Source organism: Oleidesulfovibrio alaskensis DSM 16109 (assembly GCF_000482745.1).
Lineage (GTDB): Bacteria > Desulfobacterota > Desulfovibrionia > Desulfovibrionales > Desulfovibrionaceae > Oleidesulfovibrio > Oleidesulfovibrio alaskensis.
Genome location: NZ_AXWQ01000006.1, coordinates 298,291 through 316,987, shown reverse-complemented (window position 1 = coordinate 316,987; position 18,697 = coordinate 298,291). Strand labels below are relative to the sequence as shown.

At 58.5% G+C, this 18,697-nt stretch carries 17 protein-coding genes; 6 read left to right on the top strand and 11 right to left on the bottom strand.

Annotated features, from left to right (window positions below):
- Nucleotides 1–522: 522 nt before the first annotated feature.
- From H586_RS18435 to H586_RS0106540, 3 genes are all read right to left on the bottom strand, one after another.
- A complete protein-coding gene (locus H586_RS18435; protein WP_051363900.1) occupies nucleotides 523–1,239 on the bottom strand; it encodes an NAD(P)H-dependent oxidoreductase in 717 nt (238 codons plus the stop codon).
- Nucleotides 1,240–1,250: 11 nt separating this feature from the next.
- Nucleotides 1,251–1,541, bottom strand: coding sequence for a putative quinol monooxygenase (locus tag H586_RS0106545; protein ID WP_027181633.1), 291 nt, complete (start codon nucleotides 1,539–1,541; stop codon nucleotides 1,251–1,253).
- Nucleotides 1,542–1,624: 83 nt separating this feature from the next.
- On the bottom strand, nucleotides 1,625–2,248 hold the full coding sequence (locus tag H586_RS0106540; RefSeq protein WP_027181632.1) for a GntR family transcriptional regulator: 624 nt from the start codon (nucleotides 2,246–2,248) through the stop codon (nucleotides 1,625–1,627).
- Nucleotides 2,249–2,450: 202 nt separating this feature from the next.
- On the opposite strand from H586_RS0106540, the gene H586_RS0106535 reads away from it, so the two are divergent.
- Together H586_RS0106535 and H586_RS0106515 are read left to right on the top strand one after the other, a co-directional pair.
- A complete protein-coding gene (locus tag H586_RS0106535) occupies nucleotides 2,451–3,002 on the top strand; it encodes a sugar O-acetyltransferase (protein WP_027181631.1) in 552 nt (183 codons plus the stop codon).
- A 464-nt stretch (nucleotides 3,003–3,466) separates the two neighbouring features.
- The gene (locus tag H586_RS0106515) at nucleotides 3,467–4,474 is read left to right on the top strand and encodes an endonuclease/exonuclease/phosphatase family protein (RefSeq protein WP_027181630.1); all 1,008 of its coding nucleotides are present in this window, start codon (nucleotides 3,467–3,469) and stop codon (nucleotides 4,472–4,474) included.
- Between the two features lie 104 nt (nucleotides 4,475–4,578).
- Here H586_RS0106515 and H586_RS0106510 read toward each other — a convergent pair whose 3' ends face one another.
- From H586_RS0106510 to H586_RS0106495, 4 genes are all read right to left on the bottom strand, one after another.
- Nucleotides 4,579–5,745 carry a Bcr/CflA family efflux MFS transporter gene (locus H586_RS0106510; RefSeq protein WP_027181629.1) on the bottom strand — a complete coding sequence of 389 codons (1,167 nt, stop codon included), beginning with the start codon at nucleotides 5,743–5,745 and terminating at the stop codon, nucleotides 4,579–4,581.
- Nucleotides 5,746–5,766: 21 nt separating this feature from the next.
- Nucleotides 5,767–6,144 carry a MarR family winged helix-turn-helix transcriptional regulator gene (locus tag H586_RS0106505; protein WP_162147959.1) on the bottom strand — a complete coding sequence of 126 codons (378 nt, stop codon included), beginning with the start codon at nucleotides 6,142–6,144 and terminating at the stop codon, nucleotides 5,767–5,769.
- Nucleotides 6,145–6,465: 321 nt separating this feature from the next.
- On the bottom strand, nucleotides 6,466–9,498 hold the full coding sequence (locus H586_RS18430) for an efflux RND transporter permease subunit (RefSeq protein ID WP_034618685.1): 3,033 nt from the start codon (nucleotides 9,496–9,498) through the stop codon (nucleotides 6,466–6,468).
- Nucleotides 9,495–10,643, bottom strand: coding sequence for an efflux RND transporter periplasmic adaptor subunit (locus H586_RS0106495; RefSeq protein WP_051363899.1), 1,149 nt, complete (start codon nucleotides 10,641–10,643; stop codon nucleotides 9,495–9,497). Before H586_RS0106495 ends, H586_RS18430 begins: the two co-directional genes overlap by 4 nt.
- Before the next feature lie 737 nt (nucleotides 10,644–11,380).
- On the opposite strand from H586_RS0106495, the gene H586_RS0106485 reads away from it, so the two are divergent.
- From H586_RS0106485 to H586_RS0106475, 3 genes are all read left to right on the top strand, one after another.
- Complete coding sequence (locus H586_RS0106485) at nucleotides 11,381–12,574, top strand: quaternary amine ABC transporter ATP-binding protein (RefSeq protein WP_011366762.1); 1,194 nt, start codon at nucleotides 11,381–11,383, stop codon at nucleotides 12,572–12,574.
- Nucleotides 12,574–13,413, top strand: a complete 840-nt coding sequence (locus H586_RS0106480; protein WP_011366763.1) for an ABC transporter permease — start codon at nucleotides 12,574–12,576, stop codon at nucleotides 13,411–13,413. The genes H586_RS0106485 and H586_RS0106480 overlap by 1 nt, the downstream gene beginning before the upstream one ends.
- Nucleotides 13,414–13,511: 98 nt before the next feature.
- Nucleotides 13,512–14,351: a glycine betaine ABC transporter substrate-binding protein gene (locus tag H586_RS0106475; RefSeq protein ID WP_027181626.1), complete on the top strand. Its 840-nt coding sequence runs from the start codon at nucleotides 13,512–13,514 to the stop codon at nucleotides 14,349–14,351.
- A 143-nt stretch (nucleotides 14,352–14,494) separates the two neighbouring features.
- Here the strand turns inward: H586_RS0106475 and H586_RS0106470 are convergent, their stop codons facing one another.
- Nucleotides 14,495–14,785: a metal-sensitive transcriptional regulator gene (locus tag H586_RS0106470; RefSeq protein WP_011366765.1), complete on the bottom strand. Its 291-nt coding sequence runs from the start codon at nucleotides 14,783–14,785 to the stop codon at nucleotides 14,495–14,497.
- Nucleotides 14,786–14,876: 91 nt separating this feature from the next.
- On the opposite strand from H586_RS0106470, the gene H586_RS19950 reads away from it, so the two are divergent.
- Nucleotides 14,877–15,545, top strand: a complete 669-nt coding sequence (locus tag H586_RS19950) for a TorD/DmsD family molecular chaperone (RefSeq protein WP_051363898.1) — start codon at nucleotides 14,877–14,879, stop codon at nucleotides 15,543–15,545.
- A 12-nt stretch (nucleotides 15,546–15,557) separates the two neighbouring features.
- On the opposite strand, the gene H586_RS19945 is transcribed toward H586_RS19950, so the two are convergent.
- The 3 genes from H586_RS19945 to H586_RS0106450 all read right to left on the bottom strand — a co-directional run bounded on the left by H586_RS19945 (nucleotide 15,558) and on the right by H586_RS0106450 (nucleotide 18,694).
- Complete coding sequence (locus H586_RS19945; RefSeq protein ID WP_051363897.1) at nucleotides 15,558–16,763, bottom strand: rhodanese-like domain-containing protein; 1,206 nt, start codon at nucleotides 16,761–16,763, stop codon at nucleotides 15,558–15,560.
- A 56-nt stretch (nucleotides 16,764–16,819) separates the two neighbouring features.
- Entirely contained in the window at nucleotides 16,820–17,911 is a 1,092-nt protein-coding gene (locus H586_RS0106455) for a rhodanese-like domain-containing protein (RefSeq protein ID WP_011366768.1), read from the bottom strand.
- A gap of 63 nt (nucleotides 17,912–17,974) precedes the next feature.
- Nucleotides 17,975–18,694, bottom strand: a complete 720-nt coding sequence (locus H586_RS0106450) for a formate dehydrogenase subunit gamma (protein WP_011366769.1) — start codon at nucleotides 18,692–18,694, stop codon at nucleotides 17,975–17,977.
- Nucleotides 18,695–18,697 lie beyond the last annotated feature (3 nt).

Below are 18,697 nucleotides of genomic sequence, written 5' to 3'. Positions count from 1 at the left end.
ACAGAAAGAGGCCGACAGCAGCAGCCCTGCAGGTGGCAAAAAAGGAAAGGGCCGCAGCCAAGATGCCAAGGCGCAAGGTTTAGAAAACGCCGGCAGTGAGACCGTCAAAGCGAAGGCCGCAACTGCCAGTGCAAAGAGTAAACAGGCAAAGCGGAGCACGGGCAAAGGCGGCAAGGCACAAAGCGCAAAGCAGCCGCCTACGCCGCGGGTTGATCTGATTGCTGCCACGCTGAAACAGCGCCAGCCGCGCAGTATGCCCATGACCGCAGAGGGCGTGCCGGACTATGCCGCGCTGGCAGAACAGGTGCGGCAGGAGATAGCCGAAGAGCGCAACGCCTGCTGGCGTGCGGCGCAGGCAGAAGACAAGGGGCAGAAGCTCAACCCGGAACGGGAAGAAGCGCCCGAAGGTTTGGACGTATGGCAAGCCGAGTTGCCACCCCAGCGACCTGAGCGGCCCGACGTGGCCACCATGCTGGACTATTGCCAGCGTAACGAGCTAGGCGACGCGGAGCTGCTGGCCAGCTACATACGCGGCAGGCACCTGTATGACCACGCCACACAAGAGTGGATGGAATACGACGGCATCCATGTGGTCACTGCGGTGATGTGCTGGCGTGTCTTGGGGCGCGGCTCATGTTTGCGGTAGCCGAAGGCGCATATATGCCCGATGGTGTATTTCTGCAGATCTATGTTCAGCTCTGCGGCAAGAACCGCATCGAACTGTTCGCGGTCGAACCCTTCTATGGGGCAGCTGTCTATGCCTATCAGCGCCGCGGCAGTCATCATGTTGGCCAGCGGGATATACGTCTGATGTGCCGCCCAGTCGGCAAGGGCGCGTTCAGACTCCAGCAGGTTGAAGTCTTTTTCCTGAAACGTTTTAAAAAATTCCCCTTTTACTTCAGCTGTCTCCGGAGGCAACTTCTGGATGTCTTTCATGAATGTCTGGATGTAGGTGCTGTCGTAGCGCATGAAGTAGGGCTTTTTGACAAGAGTGAAGACCACATGGCTTGCGGTGGGCAATTGTCTCCGGGCGCCCCAGCTGCACGGAATGAACTTTTCGCGAACGGCCATGTCTTGCACCACCAGAAAGTGCCATGGCTCAAAGCCGAAGGAACTGGGCGAAAGACGGGCTGTTTCCATAAGGAAATCGAAGTCTTCTGCAGATATGGTGCGGGCTTCGTCAAACTCTTTGCAGGCGTGGCGAAACCTGAATGCGTCAAGGATTTCTTTTTTAAGCATGGTCTGTACCTTCAGAAATTTACAGGGTTCATGGAATGAATGCGGATATGGCGGATAAGCGGGCGTGTTGCCGCAAGAAAGTTACGGAAGGAAGGTGCGGCTTCGTGCCGGTCAAGATGGTCGCGGCTCTGCCACTCTTCGTACATGAAGAAAAGTCCGGCGTTTTCCGTACTGCTGTGCAGCCGGTACACCAGACAGCCTTCTTCTGTCTGCGAGCTGCCGGCCAGCATTTCCAGCTCTTTCTGCAGGGCGGCGGCGCATGATTCCCGTGCTTCGATATGGGCGATGATGCAGATTTTCATGGCGGTTCCTGTGTTTTATATTTTATATTATCGATAATACGTGAAGTGCTTGTGTCGCAATCCCGCTGCACATCTTGTATGCGTCAGGCCAGTTCGTGATAATGATGTTCCAGCGCGTCCACCGCCTGCTGCAATTCGTTACGGCGCAGCGCTTCAATAACGGGCGGATGCAGTGGCAGGGCCTTTTCCAGCGTCACCCCCATGGTGGTGAGGGTGTGCTTCATGTATTGCGGCAGATGCAGCGAATCCCAGACCTGCAGCATGCGGTTGTTGTTTGCCGCTTTAACCAGTTGCCTGTGAAAGAGGTTGTTGTACCGGATGTATCCGTCAAAATCACCGGCAGCACATGCCTGTTCCATGCTCTGCTGCAAAGGCGTCAGTGCGGTTGCCAGCTCCTGCGGCAGCATACGCAGCTTTTTCAGCGCTCCCACTTCGACGGCCTGCCTGACTTCGTATATCTCGCGCACCTCTTCGGTGGAAAACTGGCGTACCCGAACACCGACATTGGGGATATGCTCCAGATGGCCGCTGGTTATCAGGCATTGAATGGCTTCGCGCACCGGTGCCTGACTTACCTGCAGAGCCTCGGAAATAGGTACTATTTTCAGGCGTTCACCGGGTACAAGTTCACCGGAGATTATTTTGTCGTGTAAAATCCGTCTGACCTGCTCCTTGAGCGATTCCCTTTTTACCTGTACCGTTTTCATGGTCGTGTCCTTTGTGTTTTGATATTATATATTATCGATAATGAAAGCTGTCAAGCAGGCACCTGCATTTTTTGTTGTAACGGTTCTGCTGCATGCAAACTGCGATATGCCCGAATATCATGTGGTTATTTCCAGCTCTTCCTTGTGTGTATATCAGAGTGACAGTGGCTGGAGGCCGGATTGATGCCGGACGGAGGTGGATGTGACTGAAAAGGAAAAAATGATCGCGGGGCAGTTGTATAATGCCGGCGACGCGGAGCTGACAGCGCTGAGGCTGGCGTGCCGCAGGCTGCTGCACTCGTTTAATCATGCGCATCCTGACAATGCCGCGGATGCGGCCGGTGTGCTGGCGCAGCTGTTGGGCGGTAGCGGGGGAGGTCTGCAGATTATGCCGCCGTTTCATTGCGATTACGGGTTCAATATTACCGTAGGCTGCAATGTCTTCATGAATTATAATTGTATCATTCTGGATCCCGCACCGGTTCACATCGGCGACAATGTCATGTTCGGCCCGTCTGTGTCGCTGTATACTGCAACGCACCCCGCAGATGCTGCCAAGCGGCTTGAAGGGCCGGAGCTGGGGCTTGCCATCAGCGTGGGGGACAATGCGTGGATAGGCGGGGCAGCTGTCATCTGTCCCGGTGTGCAGGTGGGCCGCAACGCCGTTGTCGCCGCGGGCGCGGTAGTAACCAGAGACGTGCCGGACAATGTGGTGGTGGCAGGCAATCCGGCGCGGATAATCAGGCAGCTGTAGAGCAGTGTGCATTAAGCGGCCCGCGTAGTACCGGCTGCAGGCGCCTTGTACATGCCTGTGGGGGGCATCCGGCCCGCCATATCCCTCCGGCCCGCCTTATCCGCCATATCCGCCATATCTGTCAGATACCTCCGGCCGGAGCAGGAAAAATATGACGGCCGGGAATGCACAGTACGGCCGCAGGCGGCAGGGGCACGCAGGTGTCTGGGGCAGGATTTGTCTGAGACAGGATTTTTCTGGGACAGAGTTTGTCAGGGGCAGGATTTGTCTGGGGCAGCGGCATCATGCTGCAGCTTTACCTGAAGTTGCGGACTTGCGGGGGGACTCTCACCGGCATATGGTGCCGGTTTCGCGCTGTTTTTGCTTCGGGCTGGTGCGCGTGTCCTGCATCCGGTGCAGCGTGTTTCCGCATGCACGCCCTGCTTTTTTGTACTTTTGATCAACAATTTCAGTAGATGAAAACCATGAAGAGAACATCCGGCCTGCCGGCCCTGCTGACCCTTATGTATTGTATCGGCCTCTGCGGGGCATGGGCGTTGCTGTACGGTGCTGCCGACAGATGGTGGCCTGTTTCGCTTTTACTGTTCGGTCCCCGCTGGATGCTGGGGCTGCCTCTGCTTGTTCTGCTTCCGTGGGCGGTGTTGCGTCACCGGCTGCTTTTGATTCCGCTGGGCTTTGCTGCCGTGGTGCTGGCCGGTCCCGTCATGGGATTTCAGGTGGCGCAGGAACAGAATGATGTGCCGTCAGGCGCGCGTATCAGGGTGCTTTCCTGCAACCTGCGGGTCGGAGAAGCTGATTTTGAAGCTCTGTCGCGGGTAGTGCGTGAGTACGATGTGGATGTGGTGGCAGTGCAGGAGTACATCGGGGACCGCAGGCTTACTCTGCCGGAAGGCTGGCAGGGGAAGCGTGACGGTCAGATTGCCGTGTATTCGCGTTTTCCGCTGCAGGTGGGGGAAGCGCTGAAACTGCACAGGGCCGGGCACAAGTGGAAACGGCAGACGGTGCTGCCGGCGGTTATCCGTACTCCCGCGGGGCCGGTGGCTTTTTTTGCCGTGCACCTGCCCAGCCCGCGCTACGGACTGCAGCATCTGCTGGACAGGCGCAAACTGATCAATCCGGAAAAAGCCGGTATGCTTGAAGCGCAGACAGGGGCGCGTGAAGAGGCCTCAATGCTTGCCCGCGCCATGGTGGACCGGGCAGTCCTGCCGGTCATTGTGGCGGGTGACTTCAACCTGCCGCGCGAGAGTTATATTTTTCGCAGATACTGGAGTGATATGAGCGATGCATCCGTACTGCTTACCGGTTACGGGTGGACGTTTTTTGAAAGTCTGCGGGGGCTGCCGGTCATGCTGGCTGTAGACAGAGTGCTGGCCGGCAACGGGGCCGAGGCCCGCTGGTTCCGCGTGGGGCCGGATGTGGATTCCGATCACAGACCTGTCATAGCTGATGTTGTGCTTACCCCTGCTGGGTGATTTTGCCGCGGCGCCGCTGCGGGTATGAATAAAAGGCTGCTCCGGGACGTTGTTCCGGGGCAGCCTTTGTGTTGCAGGATGAACGGAGCAGCTGAACTGCCGTATCAGGAGGTGGCAGGTTTTTCGGCACTGCGACCGCGCAGCATCAGTGTGACGCCCAGTGCAGCGACGGTGCCGGCACCGCCCAGCACGGCAATGACAAAGGGTTTGGAGTCCCATTGCAGCGAAATGGTTTCCATGGCCACGGCGCCGCACAGAAAAAAGAAGAACGTGACCAGCGAGGCGGCGGCGCCGGCGTTGCGGTCCACCTGTTCCAGAATCATATGATTGCTGATGGGGCGGCTCATGCCCAGAAACATGGTGTAGCAGAACATGGTCACCGCAAAGCTGACCGGGGTTTCGTTTCCGAAGACAAACATGGCCAGCACAGAAAGCAGCATGCCGACGAACGAGACAAACAGTATGGTGCGTGAAGCAAGCCCGACGCATAACCGTGAGCAGAGAAAAGAACCGAGCATGAGTGAGAAGGCGTTGAAAGCGAAATACAGGCCGTATTGCTGCTCGGAACTGCCGAACCCGCTGATGTAAATATTTGAAGAACCGGCGATGAAGGCGAAAAACGCCAGCCCGGGAAGGGCAAAGGCCACCGCGTACACCATGAAAGGCGCGTTGCTGAACAAGGTGACATAGCGTTTAAGCGCCGCGGCCGCTCCTCCGCTTGCTTTGCTGGTCAACGGTTCGCGCAGGCGGAATGCCCCGTACAGGGCAAAAAGGGCAAGCGCTCCCTGCAGCACAAAGATGCCCCGCCACGAAACATGCTGCAGCATGAACGCCCCGATGGTGGGGGCAGCCATGGGACACAGCGGAACAATGACACCGATGTACGCCAGCAACTTTTTGCGTTGCTCACCGGTGTACATGTCTTTGGCCAGCGCAAAGCTGAGTGCCGATGCCGCGGCGGCCCCCACGGCCTGAACCGCACGGGCGGCCACCAGCGTGGTTATGGACTGCGATGCGGCGCACAACAGGCTGCCCGCAATGAACAGCAGAATGCCCCACAGCAGCACGGGGCGCCTGCCGAACCTGTCGGAAAGCGGACCGTGGATAAGCAGAAAGCTGCTGAACGTGACAAAAAAGACCACCAGAGAAAGGTTGGCCTGAGCCAGCGGAATGTTCCACAGCGTGCACAGCGTCGGGATGGCAGGAAGGTACATGTCTGTGGACAGGGCGGGAAAAGCCGCCAGAAGCAGTATAAGGATGAAATCGGGCATGGGGCCTGCAGGGGTAGATGGTTACAGAGTGGAGAACGCCTGCGTGTTGTCTTCCAGAATATGCAGCAGACGCAGCAGCAGGCGGCGTTCTCGGGCCGAAAGACCGGCGGCCAGCTCGCTGTTTACGGCGTTGAGACGCCTGTGTATCTCGTGTTCCAGCCGTGCCGCTTTTGACGTGGCGTGCACAATGTTCATGCGCCTGTTGTCGCAGGCCGGTTTCCGGGTGATGAAACCCTTCTGTTCCAGCGCCTTCAGTGCCCGCGCTGCGGTACTTTTGTCCATGGCGGTCAGCTCTGCCAGCTGTTCCTGAGAACAGTCGCCGTAGCGCAGCAGCGCGATGACAAAAGGATATTGTCCTGCTCCCAGATCCAGCTGTGCCAGCGTTTCTGTGAGGCGCATTCTCATTTTGCGGGCAACCAGTGCGATGGCCCTGCCTATGCTGGTTCTGCGGCTGCGGTACAGCGGGGCTTCGGCGCAGGGGCAGGCCTGTGCCGGTCGGGCAACCGCGCGTTGTCGGGGTCTGCGTAAGAGTGGCCGGGGTTTTGCTTTGTGCGGAATGATATGCGGCATGGTGACGTAAAAAATGATTGTTGCAGATGCAACTATTAGCGCCGGCTGGTTGTCCGGTCAATACGCTGTGTAAAAAAAGTCTCTCATCGTTGGGAAGGCAAAAAAAGGCGGACCGTAAGGCCCGCCTCTGCAGTGGTGTTCGGGGTACGGTTACGCCGCCCTGATGCGGAAGAAGATGGAGTACAGCACCGGCACTACGATGAGGGTGAGAATGGAGGCAAAGGTGAGACCTGCCATGATTGTCACCGCCATGGCCACAAAAAACGCATCGGTAAGCAGCGGCAGCATGCCCAGCACGGTGGTGCTGGCAGCCATGAGAACCGGCCGCATACGACTGACCGAAGAGTCCAGAATGGCATGGTACCTGTCTTTGCCGGACCGTATCTGGGTGTCTATTTCGTCCAGCAGCACGATGGCGTTTTTAATGAGCATTCCGGAAAGGCTCAGGAATCCGAGCAGGGCCATGAAGCCGAATGGCTGTCCGGCGGCCAGCAGCCCCCATGTGACGCCGATGAAAGCCAGCGGCACGGTAAGCCAGATGATAAGCGGCTGGCGCAGCGCGTTGAACAGCATGACGGTGATAAGCACCATCATGGCCAGCGTGGGCGGTATGGAACTGAACAGCGCGGCCTGTGCGTCGCGGCTGTCTTCATACTCGCCGCCCCATTCCAGTGTGTATCCGCGGGGCAGCGGCATGGATTCCAGCACCGGCCGCAGTTCTTTGAACAGTGCACTGGGCTGGCCGGAAACCTGCTCGCACGCCACCGTGATGGTCGGCTTGCGGAAGCGTGACTGTCTGATGTTGTCGACCATGCGGGTTTCAAACGAAGAGACAAGCTGCCCCACGGGAATCATGGCTTTGGCGGTGGGGCTCCACGCCTGCACGTCGGCAAGCCGCGATGCGTCGTTCATTTCGTCCGCCGGCGGCCGCGCGATGATGGGAATAAGCGTGTCATCTTCGCGGTAGATACCCACAGTGGTGCCGGATGATGCGGTGCGCAGCGCGGTGGCGATGTCCGGACGTGTGATGCCTGCCCTGCGGGCGGAGGCATCGTTGACCACGGGGACAACCTGCTTGACTTTCTGGCGCCAGTTGTCGCGTATGCCGCGGGCATTGGGGTTGGCGCGTATCAGTTCCTGCGCCTGTACCGAAAGCCGTCGCAGAACTTCGGGGTCGGGCCCGCTGAAACGCACTTCGATGGGGTCGTCTCTGCCGGGGCCCAGACGGATTTTCTTGAATTTAAAGAACGCCGCGGGGAACCGCTCCTCCAGTTCGGGGCGGTAATCTGCTATTATGGAATCAATCTGCCGGTAATCTTTGACGGTGACGATTATCTGCCCGTAGTTGGAGTATTTTTTTTCCGGTGCATAAACAAGCATGAAACGCGGGGCACCGCCGCCCACAAAGCTGCTGGTAAAAGCCACCCGGTCGTCTTTTTTCAGGGCTTCTTCCATCAGGTGCATGTCTGCACTGGTGGTGCGTATGTCGGTTCCTTCAGGCTTCCAGTAGTCGAGCAGAAACTGCGGCTGGGTTGAAGGCGGGAAAAAGCTCTGTTCCAGCAGGCCGAAACCGGCCACGGACAACCCCAGCAGCACAACCATGGTGCCGACGGTGAACCAGCGGTAATGGAGGCATTTGTCCAGCAGGGCGCGGTAGCTGCGGAAGATGATGCCCCCGTAGGGATCTTTCGCAGTGTCTTCACCGCCTTTGAGAAACATTTCGCAGAACAGCGGCGTGATGGTGATGGCTGTGACCCAGCTGAGCATGAGGGAGATGAGCAGCACCCAGAAAAGTGAGCCGCAGTATTCTCCGGTATTGTCTTCTGAAAGGCCGATAGCCGAAAATGCCATGATGGCGATGACGGTGGCGCCCAGCAGCGGCCAGATGTTCTGCTTTACCACGTCGCGCGCCGCTTCCAGCCGGTTGTCTCCTTTCTGGATGCGTATCAGCATTCCTTCGGTGACCACGATGGCGTTATCCACCAGCATGCCCAGCGCGATAATAAGCGCCCCCAACGATATGCGCTGCAGTTCGATGTCCATCATCTTCATGAAAATGAACGACCCGCAGACGGTGATGAGCAGAATGGCGCCGATGAGAATGCCGCTGCGCAGCCCCATGAAAATCATCAGCACGCCGATGACGATGGCAATGGCTTCCAGCAGGCTGACGGCAAAGTTGTTCACCGCCTTGGTCACATAGTCCGGCTGGAAATATATTTTGTCGATGTTGATGCCCACGGGGGTCACGCCGTCCAGTTCTGCAAGGCGCTTGTCCACGCGTTCGCCCAGTGTGACTATGTTGCCGCCGGGAGCCAGCGAAATGCCCACGGCCACAGCCATTCTGCCGTTGTGGCGCATGATGGTTGTGGGCGGCTGCACATAGTCGCGCCGTATGGTGGCTATGTCTTTCAGATACACCAGCCGCGGGGCGGCGGGGTCGTTGATGAACAGATTGCCCAGCTCTTCCACGGAACGGATTTCGCCGGTGGGATGAATGCGTACGTAATCGGGGCCCGCGCGCACGTGGCCCGAATCGACCACAAGGTTGTTTTCCTTCAGCGCGTCGTACACGGTATTGAGAGAAACCCCCATGCTGCGCATGCGTGCGCGCGAGATTTCCACATATATGGCTTCCTGCTGAGTGCCCCACAGTGTGACCTTGGCCACGTCGGGAACCATGAGCAGTTCCTTGCGCAGAAAATCCGTATAGTCGTTAAGTTCCTTGTAGGAAAAACCGTCAGCCGTCACAGCCAGAAAAATACCGTAGACGTCGCCGTAGTCGTCCACCACCAGCGGGTCGCCCGCACCGGGAGGCAGTTTGGCTCTGGCGTCGTTGACTTTGCGGCGCAGTTCGTCCCACACCTGCGGCAGCAGCTCGGGGCCGTATTTGTCTTTTATGCGCACGGTGATGATGGACATGCCCGGCATGGATACCGATTCGATGCGCTTGAGCTGCCCCAGCTGCTGGATGGCGCTTTCCAGCTCGTCGGTCACTTCTTCCGCAACCTCGGCGGGCAGGGCTCCCGGATAGGTGGTGATTACCTGCGCATCCTTGATGGTGAATGCAGGGTCTTCCAGCCTGCCCATCTTCATATAGGCCAGTATGCCGCCCACGGTCAGCGCCAGCGTAAGTACAAGACTTACCGTGCGCTTGCCGATGCAGAATTCCGCAATGTTCATTGCCCGCCCCCGATCTTGCCGTTGAGGATGCGTACTTTCTGTCCTTCGTGCAGATAGTTTGCTCCGGCGGCTACAACCGTCATGCCGGGTTCAAGGCCCTGAGTGATGGCCACCTTGTTTTCATGTATGGCCCCCGTAACCACGGCGCGGCGTGATACTGTCATGCTTTCTTTGTCCAGCACCCATATGTAGGAGCGGTCGTCTTCGCCGCCCACCACGGCGGCAACCGGCAGCGATGTGGCATCGATGTCGCCGCCGAAGGGCAGGGTGCCCTCCACGTCGGCGGTCATGCCCGGCAGCAGCCGTATGTCGTCGGGGCTCTGCATGGTCAGTGTGACGGTATAGGTCTGGGTCTGCGGATTGGCAGATGTCTGGTATTCTTTAAGGCTCAGCTCGAAAGACCGCCCAGGAAAGGCAGAAAAGCGGGCGACAGGCGCAGGCATGTTTTTTCTGTCCTGATGCCGCAACTGGGCAATGACAAATTCGGGGACTTCCACCTCCACATCAAGCCGGTCGGTGTTTTCGAGCTTCAGAACGGGTTGCTGGGCCTGCACCAGCTCGTAATTCTTTACGTATTTTTTGGCGATGACGCCGGAAAAAGGCGCCCGCAGCGTTGTGTATTCCAGATCCTGCGTGGCCTGCTTGAGCTGCTGGGTCAGCGAAAGCACCTTGGCGTTGGCATTGTCCATCGAGGCCCGTGCCTTGTCGTAGTCCGCCTTTGATATGGTGTCCTGTCCGAGCAGCGTTTCCATGCGCTTAAAGTTGAGCGTGGCCTCATTGAGCGATGCTCTGGCCCCTCCCAGCTGCGATTCTATGTTGCGCACTTTGGTGATGAAGTCGCTTTTGTCCAGTTCGGCCACGGTCTGGCCCTGTTCCACATGCTGGCTTTCCTTGACGGGAAAGCGGGTCAGCTGTCCGGCCACTCTGAAGCCGAGCTCCACCTTTTCACCGGCAACAACCTTGCCGGGAAACACCCGCCTGACCCCTTTGTCTTTACTGCCCACTGTAAGCACCTTTACCGGCTTGACAGGGGGCGGCCCCTGTTCCTGCGGTTCTTCGGCACAGCCGGCAAGCATTACCATACACAGGATGACGGCTGTGAACACAGGCAGATGAAAAAACGCAGAGCGTCGGGTCAGAGTCATGGGGTAAACTCCTTTGGGAAAAAAACATGGAAACAGGCAGCAACAATAAGACGATATAACATAGCACAACGGGCCTGCACAACACGGCGGGGCGGTGTCTGCCGGGCTGGCGCAACGCGGTTCCGGAATGTGCCGCAACCCGCTATTCATGCACAATCACAGCGGACTGACGATGATTATAATAAGCCATGATTCAGTGCGGAAAAAACAGAGGGTGGACATTCTCATTATGATATGTAATATTGTCAATATCGGAACTGGTGCTGTCTTGATGATGTCATCGTAAATGCACCGGTAGACAATCTAGTATATAACACTGTAGCGAAAGTTTCGGAGGATACAGATGCTGTGCCTGAATGAGATATTCATTCAGGTGTCCATGAGCGTGTGAAAATGTGCAGCAGCATATTTTCATACTGTTTTTTTGCCGGCATGTGTTTTGCCGGCAGCATGTCCGCATCCGCATATACCGTATTTCAAGGCTGTCGCCTGTAACCGGCCAGTGCTGCCGATAATTGCCGACGTTTCGGCAATTGGGCCGCCCGGAAGACGACCTGCCCCGCATTACCGGCGGGTTTCCCGCGTCATCCTTGCCAGAGCTCGTTTGCGGTTTTTGCCGCACGCGCTCCGTATCCTCCGAAGAAGACGACCACACACAACCGCTGCCGGTGAACACCGTGTTCTCCGGCGTACAGGTGTGCGGCCGGCTTTTATCCTTTCCTTATCCAGGAGGGTTGATGGCTAAAATCCGTATTGAAAATCTGACAAAGGTGTTCGGTTCCGACCCGCAGCGTGCTCTGCCGCTGCTCGAACAGGGACTTGGCAAAGAAGAAATCCAGCGCCGCACCCGTCTTGCCGTTGGGGTCAACCGTGCCTCGTTTGAAGTGGATCAGGGCGAGGTTGTGGTGGTGATGGGGCTTTCCGGCAGCGGCAAATCAACGCTGGTACGCTGCATCAACAGACTTATTGATCCCACCGCCGGCACGGTGCTGGTGGATGGTGAAGACGTAACCGCCATGGACATCAGAGAACTGCGCGACTTCCGTCAGCGCAAGATGGGCATGGTGTTCCAGAATTTTGCACTTTTTCCGCACCGTACGGTGCTGCAGAACGCTGAATACGGGCTGGAGGTCATGGGCGTGAGTCAGGCGGAACGTACCCGCCGCGCCATGGAGCAGCTGGAACGCGTGGGACTGGCGGAATGGGCTTCCAGCCGCCCGGCACAGCTTTCCGGCGGCATGCAGCAGCGCGTGGGGCTGGCCCGTGCGCTGGCTCTGGACCCCGATATTCTGCTGATGGACGAAGCGTTCAGCGCCCTTGATCCGCTTATCCGGCGGGACATGCAGGACGAGTTGCTGCGCCTGCAGGAAGAAATGCACAAGACCATTGTTTTCATCAGCCATGATCTGGACGAGGCGCTGCGCATCGGCGACCGCATTGTGCTTATGCGTGACGGCGCCGTGGTGCAGGAAGGCACTCCCGAAGATATTCTCACCTCTCCGGCCGATGATTATGTGGCCCGTTTTGTCGAATCTGTGGACATTTCACGCGTGCTGACGGCCGGTGCCGTGATGAAGCGCTCCGAGGCCGTGGCCGTGCTGGGCGTGGACGGCCCGCGCACAGCGCTGCGCAAAATGCGCGCCGCAGCCATAGCCAGCCTTTTTGTTCTCGACCGCGAGCATCGTGTGCTGGGCATTGTCACGGCTGACGATGTTTCCGCACTTATAAAAGAAAACAGACGGGACATAGACAGCATCATGCGTCGCGATATTCAGACAGTGAATGTGGACACTCCCGCCGCTGAGCTTATTCCGCTGATGGCAGGACTGCCCCATGCACTGCCTGTTGTGGACGAGAAAAACCGCATGAAAGGTGTCATTGTGCGCGGCCTTCTGCTGGGTGCGCTGGCTGAAAGAGGAGGTGACCAGTAATGATTGATTATCGCATTCCCGTTGGCGCTACGCTTGAAAGCGTCATTGATTTTCTGGTCGTGCACTGCTCCGGCGCAACCCGTGCGTTTTCCGCGGTTACCGATGCCGCTCTTTCCGTGCTGGAACACGGTCTTGCCTTCATACCGTGGTGGCTGTTCATTCCTGCCGTCGCCCTGCTGACCTGGCGCGGCACCGGCAGCAGAGGACTGGGGCTTTTTGCCCTGCTGGGGCTGGGACTTGTGTATAACATGGGGCTGTGGCCCGCCACGGTCAGCACCATTGCTCTGGTGCTTGTGGCCACGCTGCTTGCGGTGCTTATCGGTCTGCCGCTGGGTGTTTTTGCCGCTATCAATAAAGTGGCGTACCGTGCTATCATGCCGGTACTCGATGTAATGCAGACCATGCCCGCCTTTGTTTATCTTATTCCCGCCATTCCGTTTTTCGGGCTGGGCAAGGTTGCGGCCATTTTTTCCACTGTGGTGTTCGCCATGCCGCCGGTCATCAGGCTTACCTGCCTTGGTATCCGGCAGGTTCCGGTAGAGCTGGTGGAGTGCGCCGAAGCTTTCGGCACCAACCGCTGGCAGCGGCTGCGCAAGCTCGAACTGCCTCTGGCGGCGCCCACCATCATGGCGGGTGTCAACCAGACTGTCATGCTGGCGCTGTCCATGGTGGTCATTGCAGCCATGATCGGTGCAAAGGGTCTTGGCGGCGAAGTATGGAAAGCCATTCAGCGCCTTGAGATGGGCCGCGGTTTTGAAGCCGGTATCGGCATTGTCATCGTTGCCATCTGCCTTGACCGGCTGCTGCAGAAAATCGGCTCGCGCTCAGCCAGACGCTAGCCGCAGGTGCGGGCCGGATTCCGCAGTGGTGTCCGGCCTTTCATCAGGATGCCGGCAGGGTATTCTGTTTCCGTAAGAATGTAATTCCGGAGGAACACATGAAGAAAATTCTTTTTGCTCTCATGCTCAGTCTTGTTGTTGCCACCCCCGCGTGGGCGGCTTCCAAGGGCAAGGTCAATCTTGCTTATGTGGAATGGGACTGCGCCACAGCCAGCACCAATCTGGCCAAAGCCGCGCTGGAAGACATGGGATACGAGGTGGAGATCACCCCTGTGGGTGCTGCTGCCATGTGGATGGCTGTTTCTACGGGCGACATGGACGGCATGGTTACCGCATGGCTGCCGGTAACCCACGGCGATTATCTGAAAAAGGTAGGCAACAAGGTTGAAGACCTGGGCACCATAGTGGGCGGCGCCCGCCTGGGCTGGGCTGTTCCCGAATATGTCACCGTGCAGTCCATAGCCGAACTGAACGCCAACGCCGACAAATTTGACGGTAAAATCATCGGCATTGATCCCGGTGCCGGCCTGATGAAGCTCTCTGAAGAAGTCATGGACGCTTACGGGCTGGATAAAATGGAACTGGTGGAAGGCAGCGGTGCCACCATGACCGCCGCGCTGAGTGATGCCATCCGCCGCGACAAGTGGGTTGTGGTCACCGCGTGGTCTCCTCACTGGATGTTCGGCAAGTGGAAGTTGAGATACCTTGAAGACCCCAAGGGTGTTCTGGGCGAGGCTGAACACATCAATACCGTTGTGCGTGCCGGTCTCAAGTCCGACAAGCCTGAAGTCTACGCGTTTCTGGATAGCTTCCGCTATGACACGCCCGAGCAGCTGCAGGAGCTGATGGCCTGGAATCAGGAAGGCGGCACTCCGCTGGAAAACGCCAGACGCTTTATGAAAAAGTACCCCGAACTTGTTGCTTCCTGGAAGCAGTAGCACCGGCAGGCAGCTGTTTTGTCTGCCGTGCCGCCGGATACAGGCCCCCGCTTGCGGGGGCTTTTTTTTTGCTGTGTCCTGTGCGGGGCATAAAAAAACGCGGCCCGCAAAGGCAGGCCGCGTTGCAGATACAGTACCGGCAGCTAGCTTTCCACATAGTGGGAAAGCACGTCGATGACTTTATCAAGCGGTTCGGTGGGATCGTCGCTGTTGCGCAGCGAATCGATATGGCATTTGAGCAGATAGCGTTTGAGTATCAGACGGCTGGCCGACTGCAGCGCCGAGCGCGCGGCGCGCACCTGCACCAGAATGTCTTCGCATTCTTTACCTTCTTCAATCATGCGCTGTATGCCGCGTATCTGTCCTTCCACGCGCTTCATGCGCTGGATGACGTTCTTTTTTATCTGTTCCTGCTCGGTATTGATTTCTTCCATTTTCTGTGCCCCGGTAATCTGTTGCCCCTCGTGCGCAGCTGACGTACTGTCAGTGCACACGGTGTCTTTATTTTTTTCAGGAGGTTGCCGCATGAGTCCGTACCCCGCTGAGAATGCCGCGTTCCGGCAGTCCGTATTGGATGCGTTGGAGCTGGCCGATGCCCTGTTCAGGGGGCTGGATTCGCAACGCTGCGCTGAACTGTGCCGTGAAAACCTTTCCGGAAGGTTCGGCACACTGCCCGCACAGGCGGCCCACCTTACTGATGCCCTTGCCGCTCTGCAAGCCCGCCTGCCCGCCGCAGACGGCAGTTCTGATGCCGCGGCATTCTGCGATGCCCTGCAGGCGGAACATGTCCGCCTGTTCATCAATGATAAAGCCGGCGCCCCCGCACTGCCTTATGAATCTCTGTATCCCGACCCGGCGGACGGCGTGGAACCGCGCATGATGGGGGCTGCGGCTCTGGCCATGCAGAAACGCCTGCAGGCCGCCGGGCTGGAGCGGGCTGTTTCTGCCAACGAACCGCCCGACCACCTGTGCATTGAGCTGGAATACCTGTACTATCTGCTTTCGCGCGCATGGAACGAGGCAGATACGGCAGCACAGGATGCGGCGGCCGATTTCGCCGCCGGTGTGCTGCTGCCGTGGACACGCCGTCTGCGTCTTGCCGTGTGCAGAGCCGATACCACGGGGGTGTATGCCGCGGCTGCACAGGTGCTGCTGGCCGTGCTTAATCTGGTGGCATCGCTGCGGGTGCAGTAACTGTCCTGCATTCTACCGCGGCTTTTCTGCAGCGGCAGCCGCTTCCTGCGTGTGAGGCCCGCTTATACCCCATGCGGGTACGTTCGTCATCCTGAAAATCAGACTCCGGAACTCCGGATTTTGCGCAATGTCCCCTGCCACGGAAAGCAGCACCGCTCTGCCGCCTGTCTGCGGGCTGTCCGTTGCTTTGCCGCCGGCGGGGCCTATGACCCATGCGCCGGGTATGCCCGCAAAGCCCGAAGCGGCAAACAGCGAGGCATCGGGGTCGGCGAAAAGCGGGACAGCGTGCACCTGTTTGCGGCGCAGTCTTGCCAGAGTACGTTTTGATTCCCGCACGCCGATACCTGCAAAGGCCACCGCCCGGTGGCTTTGTGTTGCCGCACGGCTGTTCACGGTACGGGCCAGATGTTCCAGTTGCTGCATCTGCTCGCGGCACTGCGTGCAGTGTGTGTTGAAAAACAGAACCACCAGCACATCGCAGGGAATCTCTTCCAGCCGTACCGTATGTGCTCCGGCGGGCAATCCCAGAATACGCCGGTCCGCATCACCGCCCAGTATGGCCAGACCGTGGTCGGGCAGGGTGCGGGCCTGTGTCGTGCGCCTGTCCGAACAGCCGTCCGCTCTGCCGCTGTGGTCGGGCCGGTGCTGCTCCAGCCAGCCGAAGTATCCTTCCACCACACGCCATACATTGGTGTAGCCCAGACGCGCAGCGGCCTTTGCCGCCGCCCCGCTGCGCAGGCAGCGGAAGCTGCGGCAGTAGATGACAACCATGCGTTCTTTGTCCGGCCCCAGCGTCTGCTGAAGCTGCAGGGTTTTTTCCGCGGAAAGCGAATCCGTGTCGCCGGGGTCGAATTCCATGTTGACCGCACCGGGTACATGTCCTGCGGCAAATTCGTAATCGGGGCGCACATCCAGCAGCAGTGTGTTTTCGGGCAGCGAGTCCACGGCGTCCAGATCAAGCAGTCTGTAGCCGTGTTCGGCGGCCTGCAGGCGCATGGTTTTGTGCCAGTGAGGTTCGGTGCGGGTGGTGTTGTTTTCCGGTGCTGCGCCGGGAGCATGAGCGGATAATGCGGGCTGCTGAGGCGGCACCGGCGGTTGTGCCGCGGCGGACATGTGCAGGCAGCACAGGGCCAGCAGCACATATGCCGGTGCAAGGACGTTGTGCGGACTGCGGCGCATGGATGTGCGGCAGAAGGGGAAAGACCGGATTACGGACATGCTGCCTCCGGCACGGTGCGCGCGGCGGGAATGCATTCCCGCCGCGCGGCATGAGGTTAGGGTACCGTTATGTCGAAGCTGCCATCCTTATGATAGGTGGTTTCGGCTTCAAGATAGAAGACGTCTTTTATTTCCGGCCGCAGGTCGCGGGTCATGTAGTAGGCTTCGCCGCTGCGGGCGCCTGTGGCGCATACAAAGACCACGGGCTTATCTGCGGGCAGGGCGGCTATTTCTTTTTCAAGCCTGTCCACAGGGATGTTGACGGCTCCTTTCATATGGCCCGCATTGAACTCGTCCGGGTCGCGCACATCCACCACCATGATGCTGCCGGGAGACTCCGCCATGATGGTTTTAAACTGCTCCGCGTCGATGGAGCCTTCTTCTCCGCCGGACTGGACGGCTACGGCCTGTCCGCCGCCGTAAAGGGCTTTCCAGCCGGGTTCGCCTTCTTCGGCTATCCACACGCTGGTGTAGCCCAGTGCCTGCGCCTTGGCCGCCGACTTGTGGCTGAGGGGACACTTGAGTCCGCCGCAGAAGAATATGAGCGGCGTGTTTTTATCGGCGGGCAGCAGTCCCTTCTTGGCGTCAAACCTGCTGTCCGGCACAGATATGGCCGAAGGGATGGTGCCTTCGAGATACTTCTGCACGGGGCGGGAATCTATGAGCATATAGTCCGCGCCGGAAGCAAGCATGTCGTGCAGCGCTTCAAGCCCCAGCGCCGGTACGCGGCCGCTTTCCAGCCATGCGGGGTATCCGGCGGCAAACACCTTTACATTGGTGTAGCCCATATCCATGGCTTTACGGGCGGATTTGTGCGAGAGCTTGCACTGCCAGCCGCCGCAGTAGAAAATAAGCAGAGCATTTTTATCGGCCGGCAGCCTGTCGGCATGTTTTTCAAACTGCGTGTCGGGAATGCTGACGGCAGTGGGAATGTATCCTTTGACGAACTTTGCCTCGTACGGGCGCGAATCGATGATCATGACATTTTCGGGATGGGGTACCTTGACGTACTGCGCCACGTACTCCACATCAACGATGTCATTTATCATCCACGGTTCGCGGGGCTGCTGTGCCGCACATCCGGAAAGCAGCATAAGCCCCAGCATGAGCATCAGCGTTGTCAGCAACGGTTTGCGCATCGTTTTCATTGCAGATTCTCTCCTGTTACTGTGTGTCCGGCGGCAGGCGGCTTTACCTGCGCCGCCGGATGGTTATTCCTGCGTATGACGGGCCACGCGGTCGTACCACAGCCGGTGGTGATGCTTTGCATAATCTTCGGGCACCACGCCGGTGAACATGGAGCGGAACCCCGGCCGTTCTTCCGGTGATATGGCCGCCATGTATATGTGCACCAGCAGACCTGCCAGAACCACACCCACAGCAAGATAGTGCAGCGTTACCGCCCAGCCTGTAAGCGCTGCGGACGGCGTGACCGGTCCCGCGTCGGAAAACACCATCACCAGTCCGGTGGCGGCGATGACCAGCCCGCCGATGACGGCCACCTGCGCGAATCCTTTCTGCCCCATGTTGTAAAAGCCCTGAGGCGGCAGATCGGCAGGCTGTCCGAGACGGCGCAGGGCTTTTTCGCCTGCGGTCATAAGCACCATCTTGCGCAGCATCCACGTCATGTCCCGCGCAGGACTCACGCTGAAGATCTCTTTCAGAAAGAAAAGTGCGCCGCGCGGGTTGAGTACAAGGTACAGCACAAAGGAAGTTATCCAGCCTATTCCCACGGCTTCGTGAAAGACCAGCAGGTTGCCTCCGCCGCCGGCAAAAGCGCGCAGTGCCGCCGGCAGGCGTTCTCCCAGCGGATTCAGAGCGGGGTTGCTGATCAGCCCCAGCCCGCTGACAAGCAGCAGCAGCCAGCACAGGGCGTTGAACCAGTGTATGGCTATGTCGGAGCGGTCATGGCGCTTGTATGTTCTGTTCATGGC

What these genes read in the sequence shown, in the direction of transcription:
- H586_RS18435 (WP_051363900.1), bottom strand. Translation starts at nt 1,239, where the DNA reads ATGCTTAAAAAAGAAATCCTTGACGCATTCAGGTTTCGCCACGCCTGC.
- H586_RS0106545 (WP_027181633.1), bottom strand. Translation starts at nt 1,541, where the DNA reads ATGAAAATCTGCATCATCGCCCATATCGAAGCACGGGAATCATGCGCC.
- H586_RS0106540 (WP_027181632.1), bottom strand. Translation starts at nt 2,248, where the DNA reads ATGAAAACGGTACAGGTAAAAAGGGAATCGCTCAAGGAGCAGGTCAGA.
- H586_RS0106515 (WP_027181630.1), top strand. Translation starts at nt 3,467, where the DNA reads ATGAAGAGAACATCCGGCCTGCCGGCCCTGCTGACCCTTATGTATTGT.
- H586_RS0106510 (WP_027181629.1), bottom strand. Translation starts at nt 5,745, where the DNA reads ATGCCCGATTTCATCCTTATACTGCTTCTGGCGGCTTTTCCCGCCCTG.
- H586_RS0106505 (WP_162147959.1), bottom strand. Translation starts at nt 6,144, where the DNA reads ATGCGCCTCACAGAAACGCTGGCACAGCTGGATCTGGGAGCAGGACAA.
- H586_RS18430 (WP_034618685.1), bottom strand. Translation starts at nt 9,498, where the DNA reads ATGAACATTGCGGAATTCTGCATCGGCAAGCGCACGGTAAGTCTTGTA.
- H586_RS0106495 (WP_051363899.1), bottom strand. Translation starts at nt 10,643, where the DNA reads ATGACTCTGACCCGACGCTCTGCGTTTTTTCATCTGCCTGTGTTCACA.
- H586_RS0106485 (WP_011366762.1), top strand. Translation starts at nt 11,381, where the DNA reads ATGGCTAAAATCCGTATTGAAAATCTGACAAAGGTGTTCGGTTCCGAC.
- H586_RS0106480 (WP_011366763.1), top strand. Translation starts at nt 12,574, where the DNA reads ATGATTGATTATCGCATTCCCGTTGGCGCTACGCTTGAAAGCGTCATT.
- H586_RS0106475 (WP_027181626.1), top strand. Translation starts at nt 13,512, where the DNA reads ATGAAGAAAATTCTTTTTGCTCTCATGCTCAGTCTTGTTGTTGCCACC.
- H586_RS0106470 (WP_011366765.1), bottom strand. Translation starts at nt 14,785, where the DNA reads ATGGAAGAAATCAATACCGAGCAGGAACAGATAAAAAAGAACGTCATC.
- H586_RS19950 (WP_051363898.1), top strand. Translation starts at nt 14,877, where the DNA reads ATGAGTCCGTACCCCGCTGAGAATGCCGCGTTCCGGCAGTCCGTATTG.
- H586_RS19945 (WP_051363897.1), bottom strand. Translation starts at nt 16,763, where the DNA reads ATGTCCGTAATCCGGTCTTTCCCCTTCTGCCGCACATCCATGCGCCGC.
- H586_RS0106455 (WP_011366768.1), bottom strand. Translation starts at nt 17,911, where the DNA reads ATGAAAACGATGCGCAAACCGTTGCTGACAACGCTGATGCTCATGCTG.
- H586_RS0106450 (WP_011366769.1), bottom strand. Translation starts at nt 18,694, where the DNA reads ATGAACAGAACATACAAGCGCCATGACCGCTCCGACATAGCCATACAC.